This window comes from Pseudomonas entomophila, from assembly GCF_013523125.1.
GTDB classification, from domain to species: domain Bacteria; phylum Pseudomonadota; class Gammaproteobacteria; order Pseudomonadales; family Pseudomonadaceae; genus Aquipseudomonas; species Aquipseudomonas entomophila_B.
Genome location: NZ_JAAMQJ010000009.1, coordinates 39,528 through 56,924 on the forward strand (window position 1 = coordinate 39,528; position 17,397 = coordinate 56,924).

Annotated in this window: 16 protein-coding genes and 3 tRNA genes; 12 read left to right on the forward strand and 7 right to left on the reverse strand. The window is 65.0% G+C overall.

The features are described from left to right. Positions 1 to 159 precede the first annotated feature (159 nt). The 5 genes from G7007_RS07300 to G7007_RS07320 all read left to right on the forward strand — a co-directional run bounded on the left by G7007_RS07300 (position 160) and on the right by G7007_RS07320 (position 4,830). A tRNA-Met gene (locus tag G7007_RS07300) sits at positions 160 to 236 on the forward strand. 134 nt (positions 237 to 370) lie between these two features. After that, a tRNA-Met gene (locus G7007_RS07305) sits at positions 371 to 447 on the forward strand. 119 nt (positions 448 to 566) lie between these two features. Next, positions 567 to 643, forward strand: a tRNA-Met gene (locus tag G7007_RS07310). Between the two features lie 255 nt (positions 644 to 898). Next, entirely contained in the window at positions 899 to 3,541 is a 2,643-nt protein-coding gene (mprF, locus tag G7007_RS07315; protein WP_181100387.1) for a bifunctional lysylphosphatidylglycerol flippase/synthetase MprF, read from the forward strand. Then, entirely contained in the window at positions 3,541 to 4,830 is a 1,290-nt protein-coding gene (locus tag G7007_RS07320) for a virulence factor family protein (RefSeq protein WP_181100389.1), read from the forward strand. Before mprF ends, G7007_RS07320 begins: the two co-directional genes overlap by 1 nt. Before the next feature lie 30 nt (positions 4,831 to 4,860). Here the strand turns inward: G7007_RS07320 and G7007_RS07325 are convergent, their stop codons facing one another. Beyond that, on the reverse strand, positions 4,861 to 6,759 hold the full coding sequence (locus G7007_RS07325) for a potassium transporter Kup (protein WP_181100391.1): 1,899 nt from the start codon (positions 6,757 to 6,759) through the stop codon (positions 4,861 to 4,863). A 385-nt stretch (positions 6,760 to 7,144) separates the two neighbouring features. Here G7007_RS07325 and rimO point away from each other — a divergent pair, with 385 nt between their 5' ends. From rimO to tsaA, 5 genes are all read left to right on the forward strand, one after another. Beyond that, complete coding sequence (rimO, locus tag G7007_RS07330) at positions 7,145 to 8,482, forward strand: 30S ribosomal protein S12 methylthiotransferase RimO (protein ID WP_181100393.1); 1,338 nt, start codon at positions 7,145 to 7,147, stop codon at positions 8,480 to 8,482. 63 nt (positions 8,483 to 8,545) lie between these two features. Further along, positions 8,546 to 8,989, forward strand: coding sequence for a GNAT family N-acetyltransferase (locus G7007_RS07335; protein ID WP_181100395.1), 444 nt, complete (start codon positions 8,546 to 8,548; stop codon positions 8,987 to 8,989). Positions 8,990 to 9,070: 81 nt separating this feature from the next. After that, complete coding sequence (locus G7007_RS07340; RefSeq protein WP_181100397.1) at positions 9,071 to 9,781, forward strand: rRNA pseudouridine synthase; 711 nt, start codon at positions 9,071 to 9,073, stop codon at positions 9,779 to 9,781. Positions 9,782 to 9,826: 45 nt separating this feature from the next. Next, positions 9,827 to 10,288, forward strand: a complete 462-nt coding sequence (locus tag G7007_RS07345) for a YehS family protein (RefSeq protein ID WP_181100399.1) — start codon at positions 9,827 to 9,829, stop codon at positions 10,286 to 10,288. A 4-nt stretch (positions 10,289 to 10,292) separates the two neighbouring features. After that, entirely contained in the window at positions 10,293 to 10,994 is a 702-nt protein-coding gene (gene tsaA / locus G7007_RS07350; RefSeq protein ID WP_181100401.1) for a tRNA (N6-threonylcarbamoyladenosine(37)-N6)-methyltransferase TrmO, read from the forward strand. A 315-nt stretch (positions 10,995 to 11,309) separates the two neighbouring features. On the opposite strand, the gene fpr is transcribed toward tsaA, so the two are convergent. Next, positions 11,310 to 12,089 (reverse strand): ferredoxin-NADP reductase, encoded by a 780-nt coding sequence (fpr, locus tag G7007_RS07355; protein WP_181094011.1) that lies wholly within the window; start codon positions 12,087 to 12,089, stop codon positions 11,310 to 11,312. 119 nt (positions 12,090 to 12,208) lie between these two features. Here fpr and G7007_RS07360 point away from each other — a divergent pair, with 119 nt between their 5' ends. Further along, positions 12,209 to 13,135 carry a LysR family transcriptional regulator gene (locus G7007_RS07360; protein ID WP_181100403.1) on the forward strand — a complete coding sequence of 309 codons (927 nt, stop codon included), beginning with the start codon at positions 12,209 to 12,211 and terminating at the stop codon, positions 13,133 to 13,135. 3 nt (positions 13,136 to 13,138) lie between these two features. Here G7007_RS07360 and G7007_RS07365 read toward each other — a convergent pair whose 3' ends face one another. From G7007_RS07365 to G7007_RS07375, 3 genes are all read right to left on the reverse strand, one after another. Then, a complete protein-coding gene (locus G7007_RS07365; RefSeq protein ID WP_181100405.1) occupies positions 13,139 to 13,501 on the reverse strand; it encodes a diacylglycerol kinase in 363 nt (120 codons plus the stop codon). Between the two features lie 73 nt (positions 13,502 to 13,574). Next, positions 13,575 to 14,225 carry a response regulator transcription factor ErdR gene (gene erdR / locus G7007_RS07370; RefSeq protein ID WP_181100407.1) on the reverse strand — a complete coding sequence of 217 codons (651 nt, stop codon included), beginning with the start codon at positions 14,223 to 14,225 and terminating at the stop codon, positions 13,575 to 13,577. A 167-nt stretch (positions 14,226 to 14,392) separates the two neighbouring features. Then, entirely contained in the window at positions 14,393 to 15,121 is a 729-nt protein-coding gene (locus G7007_RS07375) for a tRNA-uridine aminocarboxypropyltransferase (protein ID WP_181100409.1), read from the reverse strand. Positions 15,122 to 15,322: 201 nt separating this feature from the next. On the opposite strand from G7007_RS07375, the gene G7007_RS07380 reads away from it, so the two are divergent. Then, positions 15,323 to 15,739, forward strand: coding sequence for a quorum-sensing-regulated virulence factor family protein (locus G7007_RS07380; RefSeq protein WP_181100411.1), 417 nt, complete (start codon positions 15,323 to 15,325; stop codon positions 15,737 to 15,739). Positions 15,740 to 15,837: 98 nt separating this feature from the next. Here G7007_RS07380 and recX read toward each other — a convergent pair whose 3' ends face one another. Together recX and recA are read right to left on the reverse strand one after the other, a co-directional pair. After that, on the reverse strand, positions 15,838 to 16,305 hold the full coding sequence (gene recX / locus G7007_RS07385) for a recombination regulator RecX (RefSeq protein ID WP_181100412.1): 468 nt from the start codon (positions 16,303 to 16,305) through the stop codon (positions 15,838 to 15,840). A 7-nt stretch (positions 16,306 to 16,312) separates the two neighbouring features. After that, entirely contained in the window at positions 16,313 to 17,380 is a 1,068-nt protein-coding gene (gene recA / locus G7007_RS07390) for a recombinase RecA (RefSeq protein WP_181100414.1), read from the reverse strand. Positions 17,381 to 17,397: the final 17 nt, after the last annotated feature.

Below are 17,397 nucleotides of genomic sequence, written 5' to 3' on the forward strand. Positions count from 1 at the left end.
CAGGCACGGCGGCAGTCAGCACGACTGTCGGCGCGCCGAAACCTGGGCACTGAACGCGCTGTAGCTCGGCAACGTCGCTAACGCCCTGACGCCAAAACGCTTTTTTTCGAGCAATTGCTTGACAGGGGAAGGAATATCCGTAGAATCCCATCTCACAGGCGCGGGATGGAGCAGCCTGGTAGCTCGTCGGGCTCATAACCCGAAGGTCGTCGGTTCAAATCCGGCTCCCGCAACCAACTTAGAGAAAGGCCACTGTTCACGCAGTGGCCTTTTTCGTTTCTGACCGAACAGGACCCTCAACTCTTGTTCGCGCGAGTAGGCAGATCGCGCTTGACATCATCGCCATACGCTGTATAGTGCGCACCTCTGACGCGGGATGGAGCAGTCTGGTAGCTCGTCGGGCTCATAACCCGAAGGTCGTCGGTTCAAATCCGGCTCCCGCAACCATCTTGGAAAAAGGCCACTGCCCATGCAGTGGCCTTTTTCGTTTCCGACCGAAAACTATAAGCAGATCAACAAGTAAGCCTTGACACCGAAGCCTCGCACTGTAGAATGCGCCCCACTGACGCGGGATGGAGCAGCCTGGTAGCTCGTCGGGCTCATAACCCGAAGGTCGTCGGTTCAAATCCGGCTCCCGCAACCATATCGTCAGAACAGACCCCGCCTACTTCGGTAGTGCGGGGTTTGTTGTTTCTGCTCCCCTGCAAATCCTCGCCCGCCGCCCCAATGCCTGGCACCGCCCACGCAGTCGCCCCCACCCTGCCATATGAACATTCTTTAACTATCCTGAATCGATCCAACCTCTGTGCCACAGAGTACTATCAGGACACGTTTTCCAAAGGGATTTTCACTTGGCCGCACTCCGCTTTTGCCTCCACCGTGCAGCGTGGGGTATGACATGAACACGCCGGCATCCGATACCCCCTCCCCGGTCACGGCCGCGTTGCCTGCCGCTGCCCAACGCCTGCCGTGGCTGGATCGGCTCAGCCGTTACCGGCAACCGATCGGCCTGGGAGTGACCCTGGTCCTGTTCGCGATTGCCCTGCTGGCCTGGTGGCATCTGCTCAGCGAGCTGGACTTGAATGCCTTGCGCGACGCCGTCACCGAGGTGCCGGCCTCGTCCTTGTCCGGCGCCTTGCTGGCCACGGCGGCCGGGTTCGTGATCCTGCTCGGCTACGAATGGTCGGCCAGCCGCTACGCCACTGCCACGCTGCCGCTCGGAACCTGGATGATGGGCGGGTTCTGCGCCTTCGCCGTCGGTAACGCCGTAGGGCTGTCGATGCTGTCGGGCGGGTCGGTTCGCTATCGCCTGTATGCCCGTCACGGGCTGGGAGCCGGCGAAGTGGCCCGGATGACCGTGTTCGCCAGCTTGTCGCTCGGGTGCGCACTGCCGCCCCTGGCCGCTGTGGCGCTGCTGAGCGACCTGCCGGCGGCCTCGACAGCCCTGCGCCTGCCGACTGGCGTGCTGGCTGCGCTCGCCACGGGCACCCTGGTGCTGTGCGCGGCATTGGCCATCGGCCTGTACCGTCGTCGCCTGGCGGAGCAGCCCTTGGCCGATAACCTGCTGGTGCAGGTCAAGCGTCATACCCTGCGCCTGCCCGCGCCACGCCTGGCTGCACTGCAACTGCTGATCACCGCCCTGGACGTGTTGGCGGCCGCCACCGTGCTCTACCTGCTGCTGCCCGAAGCCCCACCGTTCGGCGCTTTCGTGCTGGTCTACCTGCTGGCACTCGCAGCTGGCGTGCTCAGCCACGTGCCCGGCGGCGTCGGCGTGTTCGAGGCGATCCTGCTCGCGGCCTTCGCCGACCAGCTCGGTGCCGCGCCCCTGGCAGCCGCCTTGCTGCTGTACCGGCTGATCTACGTGGTGCTACCCTTGTTGGTCGCCTGTGCCGTGCTGCTGGCCAGCGAGGCGCGTCGCCTGCTGTTCGCCCAGCAAGCCCTCAAGGCCGCCTCGGGGCTGGCGGCGCCAGTCCTGGCGATCCTGGTGTTCCTGTCGGGTGTGGTACTGCTGTTCTCCGGCGCCACGCCGGAGATCGACACCCGCCTGGAGCACATGGGCTTTCTGATCCCGCATCGGCTGATCGATGCCTCGCACTTCGGCGCCAGCCTGGTCGGTGTGTTGTGCCTGCTGCTGGCCCAGGGGCTGCGCCGACGCCTGTCGGCGGCCTGGCTGCTGACCACCGTACTGCTGCTGGTAGGCGCCGTGCTCTCGCTGCTCAAGGGCTTCGACTGGGAAGAGGCCAGCATCCTGACCGTCACCGCGGCCTTGCTGGCGGTGTTCCGGCGTTCGTTCTACCGACCCAGCCGCCTGCTCGAGCTGCCTTTCTCGCCGGTCTACCTGGTGGCCAGTGCCTGCGTCATCGGTGCGTCGATCTGGCTGCTGCTGTTCGCCTTCGAAGACGTGCCCTACGATCGCGAACTGTGGTGGCAGTTCACCCTCGACGCCGATGCGCCACGCGCCTTGCGCGCGGCCCTGGGCAGCGCGGTGCTGCTGGTGTTCGTCACCCTCACCTGGCTGCTGCGCACGGCACGACCGATGATTCATCTGCCGCCCGAGCAGGAGCTCGATCGCGCCCACCGCATCCTGCAGGCCTCCGACCAGCCGGACGGTGGCCTGGCCCTGACCGGCGACAAGGCCCTGCTGTTCCATCCCAGCGACAACGCCTTCCTGATGTACGCGCGTCGCGGACGCAGCCTGGTGGCCCTGTACGATCCGATCGGCCCGCCCCAGGAGCGTGCCGAAATGATCTGGCAGTTCCGTGACCTGTGCGACGTGCACCATGCGCGCCCGGTGTTCTACCAGGTTCGTGCCGAGAACTTGCCGTTCTACATGGACATCGGCCTGACCGCGATCAAGCTTGGCGAAGAAGCCCGGGTCGATTTGTGCACGTTCGACCTCGACGCCAGGGGCAAGGAAATGAAAGACCTGCGCTACACCTGGAACCGAGGTGGACGCGACGGCCTGAGCCTGGAGATCCACGAACCCGGCAAGGCGCCACTGGATGAGCTCAAGGTGATTTCCGATGCCTGGCTGGGCAACAAGAACGTACGCGAGAAAGGCTTCTCCCTGGGCCGCTTCAGCCCCGAGTACCTGCGTTACTTCCGCATCGCCCTGATTCGCTTCCAGGGCCGACCGGTGGCGTTCGCCAACCTGCTGGAAACCCACAGCAAGGAACTGGCCAGCCTGGACCTGATGCGCGCGCACCCCGAAGCGCCGAAGCTGACCATGGAATTCATGATGCTGGGGCTGATCCTGCACTACAAGGCCGAGGGCTATCAGCGCTTCAGCCTGGGGATGGTGCCCCTGTCCGGCCTGCAACCGCGCCGGGGCGCGCCGCTGACCCAACGCCTGGGCTCGATGGTGTTCCGCCGCGGCGAGCACCTGTACAACTTCCAAGGCCTGCGCCGTTTCAAGGACAAGTTCCAGCCCGACTGGGAGCCGCGCTACATGGCCGTTCCCGCCGGACTGGACCCCTTGGTGGCCCTGGCCGACACTGCCGCCCTGATCGCGGGCGGCCTGACTGGATTGGTGAAACGCTGATGACTCGACGCTCTCGACTGTCTCTGCTGTGTGTACTGCTGGTGACCATTGCGGCGGCAGGTTTCTGGTTCTGGACACGCCCGGCGCCCGCGCCGCGGCTGGAGCACCTGGCGTTGGGCCAGGGTGGCGACCTGATCAAGGTCAGCCCGGCCGGCCAGACCAAGGCCCGCGTGGCCATTGGTGTGCCAGCAGGCCAAGGGCTGACCGAACGGCAACTGCTCGACCTGAGCCAGGCAGCCAGTGCGCAACTGGTCCAGGTGGTGCTGCCGGACACGGACTGCACGGCCCAGCACACGGCCATGACCGACGCCCTCGGCGCGCTGTCTGCCCCCCCTACCCTGGTTGCCGGTATCGGCGCGGGCGCCAGCGAGGCCTGGCGCTGGCTGGCCGGCCAGAACGACGATAAGGCCCACGCAATCTCGGTGGACTTCAAGACCGAACAGCCAGGCTGCTCGCAGGCCCTGCCCGCTTCGGCCGCCCACGGCCACTGGAGCGTGGCCTGGAACGACAACCCGGACGACGCCAGCGCGGCCTTCGTGCGCAACCAGTCCAATGCCGATACCAGCATCAGCGACTACGACATCCACGTGCCGCAGGTGCTCAAGAACCAGCTGACCCAGGCCCTGGTCGGTCCGGACGGCACTGCCCTGAGCATCCCGGTGGTCGAGGTGCCCGCCGGCCAGGCCAGCGACACCGTCACGCTGTTCCTGTCCGGGGATGGCGGCTGGCGCGACCTGGACCGCGATGTGGCCGGGGAAATGGCCAAGCTCGGCTATCCGGTGGTGGGCATCGATACCCTGCGCTACTACTGGCAGCACAAGACGCCCGAGCAGAGCGCCACCGACCTGGTGGAGCTGATGCAGCACTATCGCCACAAGTGGGGCACCAAGCGCTTCGTGCTGACCGGCTATTCGTTCGGTGCCGACGTCCTGCCAGCGATCTACAACCGCTTGCCGGCCGAAGACCAGCAGCGCGTCGACGCCATCATCCTGCTCGCCTTCGCCCGCAGCGGCAGCTTCGAGATCGAGGTCGAGGGGTGGCTGGGCAAGGAAGGCCAGGAAGCGCCTACCGGCCCGGACATGGCGCGCCTGCCAGCAGACAAGGTGGTGTGCCTCTATGGCGAGGAGGAAGCCGACGAGAGTGGCTGCACCGACAGCACTGCCGTGGGCGAACGGGTCAAGCTGCCAGGCGGACACCACTTCGACGAGAACTATCCGGCACTGGCCAAGCGCCTGACCGGCGAGATCGACGCCCGCCAGGGCAAGGCCGACGCGGCCAGGCAGCCCTGAGCCAAGGCCGCTGGCCGGTGGAGATCGGCTTCAGATCTCCACTTGGGTACCCAGCTCGATCACCCGGTTCAACGGCAGCTTGAAGAAGCGCAAGGTACCGTTGGCGTTCTTCAGCAGGAAGGCGAACAAGGTACCGCGCCAGCGCGCCATGCCTTCCAGGCGGGACACCACCACCGTTTCACGGCTGAGGAAGTAGGTGGTGCGCATGGGGCTGAAGTCCAGGTCGTCCCGCTGGCACAGCGCCAGCGCTGCCGGCACGTCAGGCTCGTCCATGAACCCATAGTGCAGCAGCACGCGGAAGAAGCCATTGCCGTGGGCCAGCACTTCGAAGCGCTCGGCCTCCGGCACGCGCGGGCGGTCCTCGCTGATCACCGTCAACAGCACCACCTGGCTGTGCAGCACCTGGTTATGCAGCAGGTTGTGCAATAACGCGTGGGGCACGGCATTGGCGCGAGCGGTCAGGAACACCGCAGTCCCCTCCACTCGGTGCGGCGGCTGCACGGCGATGCTGGCGATGAACACCGGCAGCGGGAGCGAGCCTTCGTCGATGCGCTCGACGAGAATCTGCCGCCCGCGCTTCCAGGTGCTCATCAGCACGAACAGCACGATCCCGGCGATCACCGGGAAGGCGCCACCTTGCAGCACCTTGGGCAGGTTGGCGGCGAAGAACAGCCCGTCGACCACCAGAAAACCGAGCAGCACGGGCACCGCCAGCAGCGGTGGCCACTTCCACAGCAACAGCATCACCACCGCCACCAGCAATGTGGTCATCAGCATGGTACCAGTCACCGCGACGCCATAGGCCGCGGCCAAGGCGCCGGACGACTCGAAGCCCAGCACCAGCAGCACCACGCCCACCATCAGGGTCCAGTTCACCGCGCCGATGTAGATCTGCCCCTGCTCGGCGCTGGAGGTGTGCTGCACCTGCATGCGCGGGATATAGCCCAGCTGGATCGCTTGCTGGGTCAGCGAGAATGCCCCCGAGATCACCGCCTGCGAGGCGATCACCGTCGCCAGCGTCGCCAGGCCGATCAGTGGCAACAGCGCCCAGGACGGCGCCAGCAGGTAGAACGGATTGCGCGCAGCGTCCGGGTTCTGCAGCAGCAAGGCGCCCTGGCCGAAGTAGTTGAGCACCAGCGCCGGCAGCACCAGCAGGAACCAGGCGCGGGCGATCGGCTGGCGACCGAAGTGCCCCATGTCGGCGTACAGCGCTTCGGCGCCGGTCAGCGCCAGCACCACCGCACCGAGGATCGCCACACCCATGCCGGGATGGACCACGAAGAAGCGGACAGCCCAGGCTGGATTGACGGCCTTGAGCACTTCCGGGCTCTGCAGGATGCCGTGGATGCCCAGCGCGCCGAGCACCACGAACCACAGCACCATGACCGGCCCGAACAAGGTGCCGATCTTGGCGGTGCCATGCTTCTGCACGACGAACAGTGCCACCAGCACGACCAGCGAGATCGGCACCACCCAATGGTCGATGCCGTCGAAGGCCAGCCCCATGCCCTCCACCGCCGAGAGCACCGAGACGGCCGGGGTGATCATGCTGTCGCCATAGAACAGCGAAGCGCCTACCAATCCACACCCGACCATCAGCATGCGCAGGCGCGGGTAGGGCGCCGCGGCGCGACGGGCCAGTGCCGTCAGCGCCATGGTGCCACCCTCGCCCTGGTTGTCGGCGCGCAGGATGAACAGGATGTACTTGATCGACACCACCCAGATCAGCGACCAGAAGATCAGCGCCAGGATGCCCAGCACCCCGTCGTGGTTGACCGCCACGCCATAGCCACCGGAGAACACTTCCTTGAGCGTGTAGAGCGGGCTGGTGCCGATGTCGCCATAGACCACGCCCACCGCCGCCACCAACAGGCCGACCGAACGCGTGATGCCCTGTCCGCCTTCGGCAGCGCTGCTTGCCTGAACCATCGACTGCTCCTACTGATGGCCTGCGAGGGCCGTAATGACGAGTGGCTGCCGGTCGAACCGTGCCCGATCGGCACGACGCGCGGCGAATGCTGGAGGCCGCCTGGACCCACCGAGCCAACGGCGCGAAGCATAGCGCAACGTCTGCCAGAGCGGTTAGCCACCCTGTCGTAGGCGAGGTGGTGTGCGCTCGAGACACCTGCCGACCCCTTGCCGACCAAGGTCCGTACGCCTTTTGCCACCTACGCGCACGCTCGTCGTATTTCCGCTGGTCAAGCGACCCCGTGATCGCTAGAATTGCGCACTTTTTGATCAGAGGCGCCAGAAGCGCCCGTCAAGCTCGTCCCCGATTCCGGTGGACGACCTGCATTCAATACCGAGGTTAGTCATGTCCACCACGCCTGCATCTTCCATCCCGAAGGTCGGATTCGTCTCGCTGGGTTGCCCGAAAGCGCTGGTCGATTCCGAGCGCATCCTCACGCAATTGCGCATGGAAGGCTACGAGGTCGTACCCACCTACGAAGACGCCGACGTGGTGGTGGTCAACACCTGTGGCTTCATCGACAGCGCCAAGGCCGAATCGCTGGAAGTCATCGGCGAGGCCATCAAGGAGAACGGCAAGGTCATCGTCACCGGCTGCATGGGCGTCGAGGAAGGCAACATCCGTGACGTGCACCCGAGCGTGCTTTCGGTCAGCGGCCCGCAGCAATACGAGCAGGTGGTCAACGCCGTGCACGAAGTGGTGCCGCCACGCCAGGACCACAACCCGTTGATCGACCTGGTGCCGCCCCAGGGCGTCAAGCTGACCCCGCGTCACTACGCGTACCTGAAGATCTCCGAGGGCTGCAACCACAGCTGCAGCTTCTGCATCATCCCGTCGATGCGCGGCAAGCTGGTCAGCCGTCCGGTCGGCGAGGTGCTGAGCGAGGCCGAGCGCCTGGTCAAGGCCGGCGTCAAGGAGCTCCTGGTGATCTCCCAGGACACCAGCGCCTACGGCGTGGACGTGCGCTACAAGACCGACTTCTGGAACGGTCGCCCGGTCAAGACGCGCCTGCTCGAGCTGTGCGAAGCCCTGAGCACACTGGGCGTCTGGGTGCGTCTGCACTACGTCTACCCGTACCCGAACGTCGACGACGTGATCCCGCTGATGGCCGCCGGCAAGCTGCTGCCGTACCTGGACATCCCGTTCCAGCACGCCAGTCCCAAGGTGCTCAAGTCGATGAAGCGCCCGGCGTTCGAAGACCGCACCCTGACGCGCATCAAGCAGTGGCGCGAGCAGTGCCCGGAGCTGATCATCCGTTCGACCTTCATCGTCGGCTTCCCGGGCGAGACCGAAGAGGACTTCCAGTACCTGCTGGACTGGCTGACCGAAGCGCAGCTGGACCGCGTCGGCTGCTTCCAGTACTCGCCGGTCGAAGGCGCGCCAGCCAAAGAACTGGGCCTGGACGAGGTGCCGGATGCCATCAAGCAGGACCGTTGGGATCGCTTCATGGCGCATCAGCAGGCCATCAGCGCGGCCCGCCTGCAGCAGCGCATCGGCCGGGAAATCGACGTGTTGATCGACGAAGTGGAAACCGAAGGGTCGGTCGGCCGCAGCTTCTTCGACGCCCCGGAAATTGACGGTAGCGTGTTCATCGACGGCGACCATGGCTTCAAGCCGGGCGACACGGTACGGTGCCGTGTGGTCGACGCCGACGAGTACGACCTGTGGGCCGAACCCATCTGAGGTTGTCCTCGCGCCAGGCCGCTCTGCGCGGGCGGCCTGCGCACACTGACAAGGACGTACCGCATGTTCACCCTCGACACGCCCACCGTGGCGGACTACCCAGCCCTCATGCAGCTCTGGGAAGCCTCGGTCCGCGCCACCCATGACTTTCTGCCCGAGCACTATCGGGTGATTCTGCGCGACCACGTGCTGCCCAAATACCTGCCCGCCGTCACGCTGGTGGCCTGCAAGGACCAGGAAGGCCGTTTCCTGGGCTTTGCCGGTGTCGCGCAGCAACGTCTGGACATGCTGTTCGTCGCACCGACGCACCAGGGCCAGGGCATCGGCACGCGCCTGCTCACCCATGCCATCGAGACGCTGGGCGTGCGCACGCTGGACGTCAACGAACAGAATCCTCGGGCGCTGGATTTCTATCGACGCCATGGTTTCGAGATCACGGGGCGCGCCGAGACCGACGGGCTGGGCCAGCCCTACCCGCTCCTGCACCTGCGCCTGGCCGGCCGATAGGCGCGGCGCAGATAGCGGCCATCGAACGGCCTCGGGCAGGTACAATGCAGGTCTTATTTCCTGTCTTGCGAAACACCGACCATGAGTGAACCCGTTCGTCTCTCCAAATGCCTCATCGCACAGCTTGGCTGCTCCCGCCGCGAGGCCGAACTGTTCATCGAAGGGGGCTGGGTCACGGTCGATGGCGTGGTCATCGAGCAGCCGCAATTCAAGATCGATCAACAGCGCGTCGAACTGCTGCCGGGCGCCAAGGCCGAGCCTCTGGCACCGGTCACCCTGTTGCTGAACCAGCCGGCCGGGCAGTGGCTCGAAGAAGCACGCGCCAGCATCACCATGGCCAGCCTGGGCACCACGCAACCGAGCGACATCCGCCCGCTGCACGGTCACTTCGTCCGGCAGGAATGCGTGGCCGCCCTGCCCCCTGGCGCCAGCGGTCTGCAGGTGTTCACCCAGGATTGGCGCACCAAGCGCAAGATCGAGGCCGACCTGCGCAAGCTGGAGCAGGAATACATCATCGAAGTGCGCGGGTCGGCGACGCCGCAGGCGCTGGAGCGGCTGGCACGCGGCCTGGTCCGCGACGGCCGTGAGCTGCCCAAGGCCAAGGCCAGCTGGCAGAACGAGACCCACCTGCGCCTGGCGATCAAGGCGCCCCAGCCTGGCACCATCAGCGAGCTGTGCAGTGCCCTGAAGCTCGAGATCGTCAGCCTGCGCCGTATCCGCCTGGGTGGCGTGCCCATGGGCAAGCTGCCGCTCGGGCAGTGGCGGTACGTCGGCAGCCACGAACGTTTCTAGTCTCGAAGGCCGCACTGCGATGCGGCGCCTCAACAGGATCTCTCCATGAATCACAACGATGTACTGCGCAGCGTGCGCTACATGATCAAGGCCAACGACGCGCAGATGGTCAAGATCTTCGCACTGTCCGGCCTGACGCTGTCCACGGCCCAGGTCGCCGGTTACCTCAAGAAGGAAGAGGAAGAAGGCTTCGTGCAGTGCCCGGACACGGTCATGGCGCACTTTCTCGACGGCCTGGTGACGCACCGCCGCGGCCGCGATGACAGTCGTGCGCCGCAGCCGCTGGAGCTGCCGGTGACCAACAACACGGTGCTCAAGAAACTGCGCGTGGCGTTCGAGCTCAAGGAAGACGACCTGCACGCCGTGCTCAAGTCGGTGAACTTCCCGGTGTCCAAGCCGGAACTCAGCGCCTTGTTCCGCAAGGTCGGGCACGACAACTACCGGCCCTGTGGCGACCAACTGTTGCGCAACTTCCTCAAGGGCCTGACCCTGCGCGTGCGTGGCTGATCCCATGCAGCACAGCGTCTCGCCCGTGGGTTACGTGCGTTCCTGCTTCAAGGAAAAGTTCGCCATCCCTCGCCAACCGCACCTGGCGCCTGCTGCTCGAGGCGTGCTGGAACTGGTCCCGCCCTTCGACCAGGGGGAGGCCGTGGCGGGCCTGGAGCAGGTTAGCCACGTCTGGCTGCTGTTTCTGTTCCACCAGGCGCTGGAGGACACGCCTCGCCTGAAAGTCCGCCCGCCCCGGCTGGGCGGCAACAAGAGCATGGGCGTGTTCGCCACCCGCGCCACCCATCGGCCCAACGGCATCGGGCAATCGGTGGTCAGGCTGGACGCGGTGGAACCGGGACGGCTGCTGCTCTCGGGGATCGATCTGCTGGACGGCACGCCGGTGCTGGACATCAAGCCCTACGTGCCTTACGCCGATAGCGTCGCTGGAGCCTGCAATGGTATGGCCAGCGAGGCACCGGCACGCATCGTCGTCGAGTGGCGCGATGCGGCGCTGGACCAGGCCCAGCAGCATGGGTTGCGCCTGGGCGAACCGTTGCTGGCCCTGATCGAACAGTGCCTGGCCCAAGATCCGCGGCCGGCCTACCAGAAGCCGCCTGCCGAGCGTGTGTATGGCGTGAAGTTCTGGGACGTGCAGGTGCGCTGGCATTACCCGGAGCCGGGTCGCATCGTGGTGTTGAACGTGGAGCGCGACCACGGAGAGTGATCGTCTCGAGCACTGGTCACGCTGCAGGCGGCGCCTGGCCGGGCGCCATCGCTGGCAAGCCAGCTCCCACAGGGGGCCAATGAAGACTGCCAATCTGTAGTGCTGATGGCGACGCGTGACAGGCTGCACAAGGCGTGTGCCATCTGCTGCAGCCGTTGGCCCTGGATGAGCCTTTGTGGGAGCGGGCTTGCCCGCGATGGCGGCGGCAGCTTCAGCGCACTGCCGGCAGGCCTGCTGGATTCAGGCGAGGTCGACCTGCTGGTGGCAAGCCAACCTTGTACGTCAATGCGCTTGGCCAGCGGCCAGGCGCTGGCCTCACTTCTCGACGAAGGCACGCTCGATCAGGTAGTCGCCTGGATCGCGCATGCGAGCGGAGACCTTGAGGCCGAAGCTGTCGAGCACTTCGCTGGTTTCGTCGAGCATGCTCGGGCTGCCGCAGATCATCGCGCGGTCGTCCTGCGGGTTGATCGGCGGCAGGCCGATGTCGCTGAACAGCTTGCCGCTGCGCATCAGGTCGGTCAGACGGCCCTGGTTCTCGAACGGCTCGCGGGTTACGGTGGGGTAGTAGATCAGCTTCTCGCGCACGGCGTCGCCGAAGAACTCGTTCTGCGGCAGGTGCTCGGTGATGAACTCGCGGTAGGCGACTTCGTTCACGTAGCGCACGCCATGGACCAGGATCACCTTCTCGAAGCGCTCGTAGGTCTCAGGGTCCTGGATGACGCTCATGAACGGCGCCAGGCCAGTACCGGTGCTCAGCAGGTACAGGTGCTTGCCCGGGTTCAGGTCGTCGAGCACCAGGGTACCGGTAGGTTTCTTGCTGATGATGATCTCATCGCCTTCCTTCAGGTGTTGCAGCTGCGAGGTCAGCGGGCCGTCCGGCACCTTGATGCTGAAGAACTCCAGGTGCTCTTCCCAATTGGGCGACGCGATGGAATAGGCACGCATGAGCGGACGGCCGCTGTCCTGCTGCAGGCCGATCATCACGAACTGACCGTTCTCGAAGCGCAGACCCGGGTCACGGGTACACTTGAAGCTGAACAGGGTGTCGTTCCAGTGATGCACACTGAGGACACGTTCGTGGTTCATGTTGCTCATCGATGGGGCTCCTGAAAAAAGACGCAACGCTATTCACAGCGCTCTTGCGCGCTAGTGTAGTGGGCGTAAGAATATCTGGAAAATCAATTATCAAGATATGTGTTATTGGTTATATAGATATGCGATTCACACTCCGTCAACTGCAAGTCTTCGTCGCCGTCGCCCAGCACCAGAGCGTGTCGCGGGCGGCTGGCCTGCTCGCGCTGTCCCAATCGGCGGCCAGCACGTCCATCACCGAACTGGAGCGGCAGACCAGCTGCCAGCTGTTCGATCGCGCGGGCAAACGCTTGAGCCTCAATGCCTTGGGACATCAACTGCTGCCCCAGGCCGTCGCCCTGCTCGACCAGGCCAAGGAGATCGAAGACCTGCTCGGCGGCAAGTCCGGCTTCGGGGCCCTGTCGGTCGGCGCCACGCTGACCATCGGCAACTACCTGGCGACGTTGCTGATCGGCAGCTTCATGCAGGGCCACCCAGAGAGCCAGGTGAAGCTGCATGTACAGAACACGGCCCATATCGTGCAGCAAGTGGCCCATTACGAAATCGACCTGGGCCTGATCGAAGGCGACTGCAACCACCCCGACCTGGAAGTGCAGCCTTGGGTCGCGGATGAGCTGGTGGTGTTCTGCGCCCCACAGCATCCTTTGGCCATCCTGGGCAAGGCCGACCTGGAGACCTTGTGCCGGGAAGCCTGGATCCTGCGTGAACAAGGCTCTGGCACACGGCTGACCTTCGACCAGGCCATGCGTCATCATCGCGCCCACCTGGATATCCGCCTGGAGCTGGAGCACACCGAAGCCATCAAGCGTGCCGTGGAGTCGGGGCTGGGGATCAGTTGCATCTCTCGGCTGGCCCTGCGCGATGCGTTCCGGCGTGGCAGCCTGGTGCCGGTCGAGACCCCTGACCTGGACCTGGCCCGGCAGTTCTACTTCATCTGGCACAAACAGAAGTACCAGACCTCGGCCATGCGCGAATTCCTCGAGCTGTGCCGCACCTTCACCGCCGGCGTGCAGCGCAGCGACGAGATCGTGCTGCCGTCGATCGCCTGAGCCTCAGAGCAGGATGATGCCCCAGACCAGGGCAATCGCTGTCAGCGCCACCAGTTGCGCGGCGCTGCCCATGTCCTTGGCATTCTTCGACAGCGGATGGTGCTCCAGCGAGATCCGGTCGATCGCTGCCTCGACGGCGGAATTGAGCAGCTCCACGATCAGCCCCAACAGACAGACGGCGACCAGGATCGCCCGCTCGGCGCGGCTGACCGGCAGCCAGAACGCCAGCGGCACCAGAATGACGTTGAGCAGGACGAGCTGGCGAAATGCGGCCTCACCCAGGAAAGCGGCGCGCAGGCCGTCGAAGGAATAGCCCGCGGCGTTGACGATGCGTTTCAGGCCCGTACGGCCCTTGAATGGCGACATGAAGAAATACTGTACCGAGGAAAGGCCCGCATTCTATAGCGAACACGGCCCAGAAAGGACGTAGGACAGCGCTTCAATGCGAGGCGACTGATTCCAGTTGTTGCAGCAACAGGGCCGCCTGGGTTCGCGTACGCACCCCCAGTTTGCGGAAGATCGCGGTCACGTGCGCCTTGATGGTGGCTTCCGACACGTTCAACTCGTAGGCGATCTGCTTGTTGAGCAAGCCTTCGCAGACCATGGTCAACACGCGAAACTGCTGAGGCGTGAGGCTGGCCAACCCTTCGCTGGCTGCCTTGGCTTCGGCGGACACGTCGACCTTGTCGAACGCCTGGGGCGGCCACCAGGCGTCGCCGTCCAGCACCTGTTGCACGGCGTTCTGGATCACGTCGAGGGTACTGGACTTGGGGATGAACCCACTGGCCCCGAACTCACGGGACTTGACCACCACGGCCGCCTCTTCCTGCGCGGACACCATCACCACCGGGATCTGCGGATACTGACCCCGCAGCAGCACCAGGCCGGAGAACCCGTAGGCGCCGGGCATGTTCAAGTCCAGCAGCACCAGATCCCAGTCGGCCTTTTGCGCCAGGTGCGTTTCGAGCTCGGCGATGCTCGCCACCTCGACCAGGCGCACGTCAGGCCCCAGCCCCAGGGTGACGGCTTGGCGCAACGCGCTACGGAACAGCGGGTGATCGTCGGCTATCAGGATGTCGTAGGTGGCCATCGGTTCATGGATCCTGTGATGTGCCTGCGGCGGCATGGCGCGGCAGACGGGCGAATCGGTGCGTGACGCACGGTACGGGTGGCAGGTCGAGCGGTCTGGGCCACTCGTGTCGGGGAGCGGCGCCAAGCATGCCCAGCGCGCCCGAGGCGGTCAAGCCAAAGCCGGCCTCAGGGTCGACGATCCGGCTGAAGAAAGGCGCTCAACTGCTGGTGCGCCGCATCCTGGGGGTCGATCGGCCTGTGGTGCTTGGCGCTCAGGTAATGCGTGCTGAAGACGTCCAGGTAGGCATCCAGCCCCCGAGCTGCCTGCGTATCGCCCGCCAGTTCCAGGCACATCGCGGCCACTTCGGCCGTACAGAAATGATCGTCGCGTTTCGAACGGCGCAGCCGGTAGCGCGACATCTGTTCGGCTTCCAGGCTCAACACCGGAAACCGCTCCAGGTACGGGCTCTTGCGGAACATCTTGCGCGCCTCGGTCCAGGTGGCGTCGAGCAGGATGAACAACGGCCGCTTGCCCGGCACCGCACTCACCTGCGTCACGACACGTTCGGGTGCCACGAACTCACCGGGAAAGACGATGTAGGGCTGCCACTGCGGCTGGTCGAGCAACGCCAGCAGACGCTCGTCGACCTCGGTGCGCTGCCAGCCAAAGGCCGCGGTATCCTTGATCACGTCGGCGATCAGCCAGCCGGTGTTGCTTGGCTTCAACGGCTCGGTGTCGTGCATGATCAGGCACATGCCGGCGTTCGCGTCGATACGCGGCGTCCATTGGCACAGGCAATGGCTATGGATGACGCGGCACTCGGCGCAACGCGGCGCACGTGATCCGCGTGCGATGAACGGCTTGCTGCTGCGGGCCAGGCGTTCGGCGCGCAGTTGGGCAACGGCATGGCTCATGACTGAGCGACCAATGGAAAATCGGTGATGAACACGAGAAAGACTCGGGCGCGGTGAAAGGATCGACAGTCTACCAGAGGTCGGTGGTTTGCCGCGTCGCACGAGCGGTCCACCGTGCTGGCTTGTATACTCCAGGCCGTCAGCACGGAACACCCTGGCGTGACACCTGTCAAAGCGCCAGTCAACGAACAGGAGAGATGCATGCTACGCCTTATTGTCCCGACCCTGAGCCTGGCGCTCGCGCTGCCCCTGGCCGCTGAAGCTGCCTCCAAGCAGGAGTACGAACTCTCCCAGATGCTGCACAAGGTTGCTCAGGAAAGCAGCGTCGGCACGCCGCGCGCCATCAACGAAGACATCCTCGACCAGGGCTATACCGTCGAAGGCAACCAGTTGGTCAACCACTTGAGCGTACGCGCCAGCCATGCGGCCGAAATGCGCTCCAACCCGGACAAGGTGCGCGACCAGCTCGGCGCCAGCGTCTGCCGTAACACCGGCTTCCGCCAGCTGATGGCCAAGGGCGCCGTGCTGCGCTACGACTTCACCGAATACAAGACCAACCGCCCTGTTGATCAGCAGGTATTCAATGCCGCGACCTGCGCGGGTGGCAAGAAGAAATAAGCACTACGCAGTGGGCCGGCATGCGTGACCGCGCGGCCGGACACACCCGATGACCGCTCGCTATCCTGTTCCGCCAGCCGGCGGACAGGACGGATCGATCAATCGTCCAAGTCTCGGCCACTGAGCAGTCGGCCGATCATGTTCATGGAAAAGCCGCGGTAGGCCAGAAAGCGCATCTGCTGAGCCCGGCGCTTGGGTTCGGTCGGCCGTTCGCCCGCGAACTTGCGTTGCCAGACCTCGCGCAGCCGCGCCGCCCAATCGACCCCGCTGTCACGCAGGGCCTGTTCCACATCACCACGATCCAGCCCACGCTGTCCCAGGTCTTCGCGAATCCGCGCAGGACCGTAGCCGGCATTGGCCCGATACGAGATGAAGTGTTCAAGGTAGCGCGCTTCGCTCAGCAGGCCCTCTTCGGCCAGCCGATCGAGCGCAGGCTCGATCAGCTCATCCGGTGCACCACGCTGACGCAGCTTGCGTGTCAGTTCGACACGCCCATGCTCACGTCGCGCGAGCAGGTCCATGGCCGTCCGCCGCACTGCAACGGGGGTATCGAGTACGGCGGACATGGGCCGATCAGTTGCCGGTATCGGCGTCAGCGACGTCGTCGGCGCTGGCTTCGGCAGCCGCTGCCTTACCTGCCGCTGCGGCCGCGCCAGCATTGAGCAGCTTGTCGCGGATCAGCTTGTCGAGCTCGGCGCCAATGGCTTCGTTCTCTTGCAGGTACTTGGCGGCGTTCGCCTTGCCCTGGCCGATCTTGCTGCCCTTGTAGCTGTACCAGGCGCCGGATTTCTCGACGAACCCATGGGCCACGCCCAGGTCGATGATCTCGCCGTTGCGGTAGATGCCCTTGCCGTAAAGGATCTGGAACTCGGCCTGGCGGAACGGCGGCGAGACTTTGTTCTTGACGATCTTGACGCGGGTTTCGCTGCCCACGACCTCGTCACCCTCTTTCACCGCGCCGGTACGGCGGATGTCGAGGCGCACGGAGGCGTAGAACTTCAGCGCGTTACCACCGGTGGTGGTTTCCGGGCTACCGAACATCACGCCGATCTTCATGCGGATCTGGTTGATGAAGATCACCAGGCAGTTGGCGTTCTTGATGTTACCGGTGATCTTGCGCAGCGCCTGGGACATCAGTCGGGCCTGCAGGCCGACGTGCATGTCGCCCATCTCGCCTTCGATCTCGGCCTTGGGCACCAGCGCCGCCACGGAGTCGACGATGATCACGTCGACGGCGTTGGAGCGCACCAGCATGTCAGTGATTTCCAGGGCCTGTTCGCCGGTGTCCGGCTGCGAGACCAGCAGGTCGTCGACGTTGACGCCCAGCTTGCCAGCGTATTCAGGGTCCAGCGCATGCTCGGCGTCGACGAAGGCGCAAGTTGCACCGGCCTTCTGGGCTTCGGCGATGACCGACAGGGTCAGGGTCGTCTTGCCCGACGATTCCGGCCCGTAGATTTCCACGATACGGCCCTTCGGCAGACCGCCGATGCCCAGTGCGATGTCCAGCCCCAGGGAGCCGGTGGAGATGGCCGGAATGGCCTGACGCTCATGGTCACCCATGCGCATGACGGCGCCTTTGCCAAACTGACGTTCGATCTGACCCAGGGCCGCAGCCAAGGCGCGCTTCTTGTTGTCGTCCATTGAAATCCTCACGTGAT

What these genes read in the sequence shown, in the direction of transcription:
- mprF (WP_181100387.1), top strand. Translation starts at nt 899, where the DNA reads ATGAACACGCCGGCATCCGATACCCCCTCCCCGGTCACGGCCGCGTTG.
- G7007_RS07320 (WP_181100389.1), top strand. Translation starts at nt 3,541, where the DNA reads ATGACTCGACGCTCTCGACTGTCTCTGCTGTGTGTACTGCTGGTGACC.
- G7007_RS07325 (WP_181100391.1), bottom strand. Translation starts at nt 6,759, where the DNA reads ATGGTTCAGGCAAGCAGCGCTGCCGAAGGCGGACAGGGCATCACGCGT.
- rimO (WP_181100393.1), top strand. Translation starts at nt 7,145, where the DNA reads ATGTCCACCACGCCTGCATCTTCCATCCCGAAGGTCGGATTCGTCTCG.
- G7007_RS07335 (WP_181100395.1), top strand. Translation starts at nt 8,546, where the DNA reads ATGTTCACCCTCGACACGCCCACCGTGGCGGACTACCCAGCCCTCATG.
- G7007_RS07340 (WP_181100397.1), top strand. Translation starts at nt 9,071, where the DNA reads ATGAGTGAACCCGTTCGTCTCTCCAAATGCCTCATCGCACAGCTTGGC.
- G7007_RS07345 (WP_181100399.1), top strand. Translation starts at nt 9,827, where the DNA reads ATGAATCACAACGATGTACTGCGCAGCGTGCGCTACATGATCAAGGCC.
- tsaA (WP_181100401.1), top strand. Translation starts at nt 10,293, where the DNA reads ATGCAGCACAGCGTCTCGCCCGTGGGTTACGTGCGTTCCTGCTTCAAG.
- fpr (WP_181094011.1), bottom strand. Translation starts at nt 12,089, where the DNA reads ATGAGCAACATGAACCACGAACGTGTCCTCAGTGTGCATCACTGGAAC.
- G7007_RS07360 (WP_181100403.1), top strand. Translation starts at nt 12,209, where the DNA reads ATGCGATTCACACTCCGTCAACTGCAAGTCTTCGTCGCCGTCGCCCAG.
- G7007_RS07365 (WP_181100405.1), bottom strand. Translation starts at nt 13,501, where the DNA reads ATGTCGCCATTCAAGGGCCGTACGGGCCTGAAACGCATCGTCAACGCC.
- erdR (WP_181100407.1), bottom strand. Translation starts at nt 14,225, where the DNA reads ATGGCCACCTACGACATCCTGATAGCCGACGATCACCCGCTGTTCCGT.
- G7007_RS07375 (WP_181100409.1), bottom strand. Translation starts at nt 15,121, where the DNA reads ATGAGCCATGCCGTTGCCCAACTGCGCGCCGAACGCCTGGCCCGCAGC.
- G7007_RS07380 (WP_181100411.1), top strand. Translation starts at nt 15,323, where the DNA reads ATGCTACGCCTTATTGTCCCGACCCTGAGCCTGGCGCTCGCGCTGCCC.
- recX (WP_181100412.1), bottom strand. Translation starts at nt 16,305, where the DNA reads ATGTCCGCCGTACTCGATACCCCCGTTGCAGTGCGGCGGACGGCCATG.
- recA (WP_181100414.1), bottom strand. Translation starts at nt 17,380, where the DNA reads ATGGACGACAACAAGAAGCGCGCCTTGGCTGCGGCCCTGGGTCAGATC.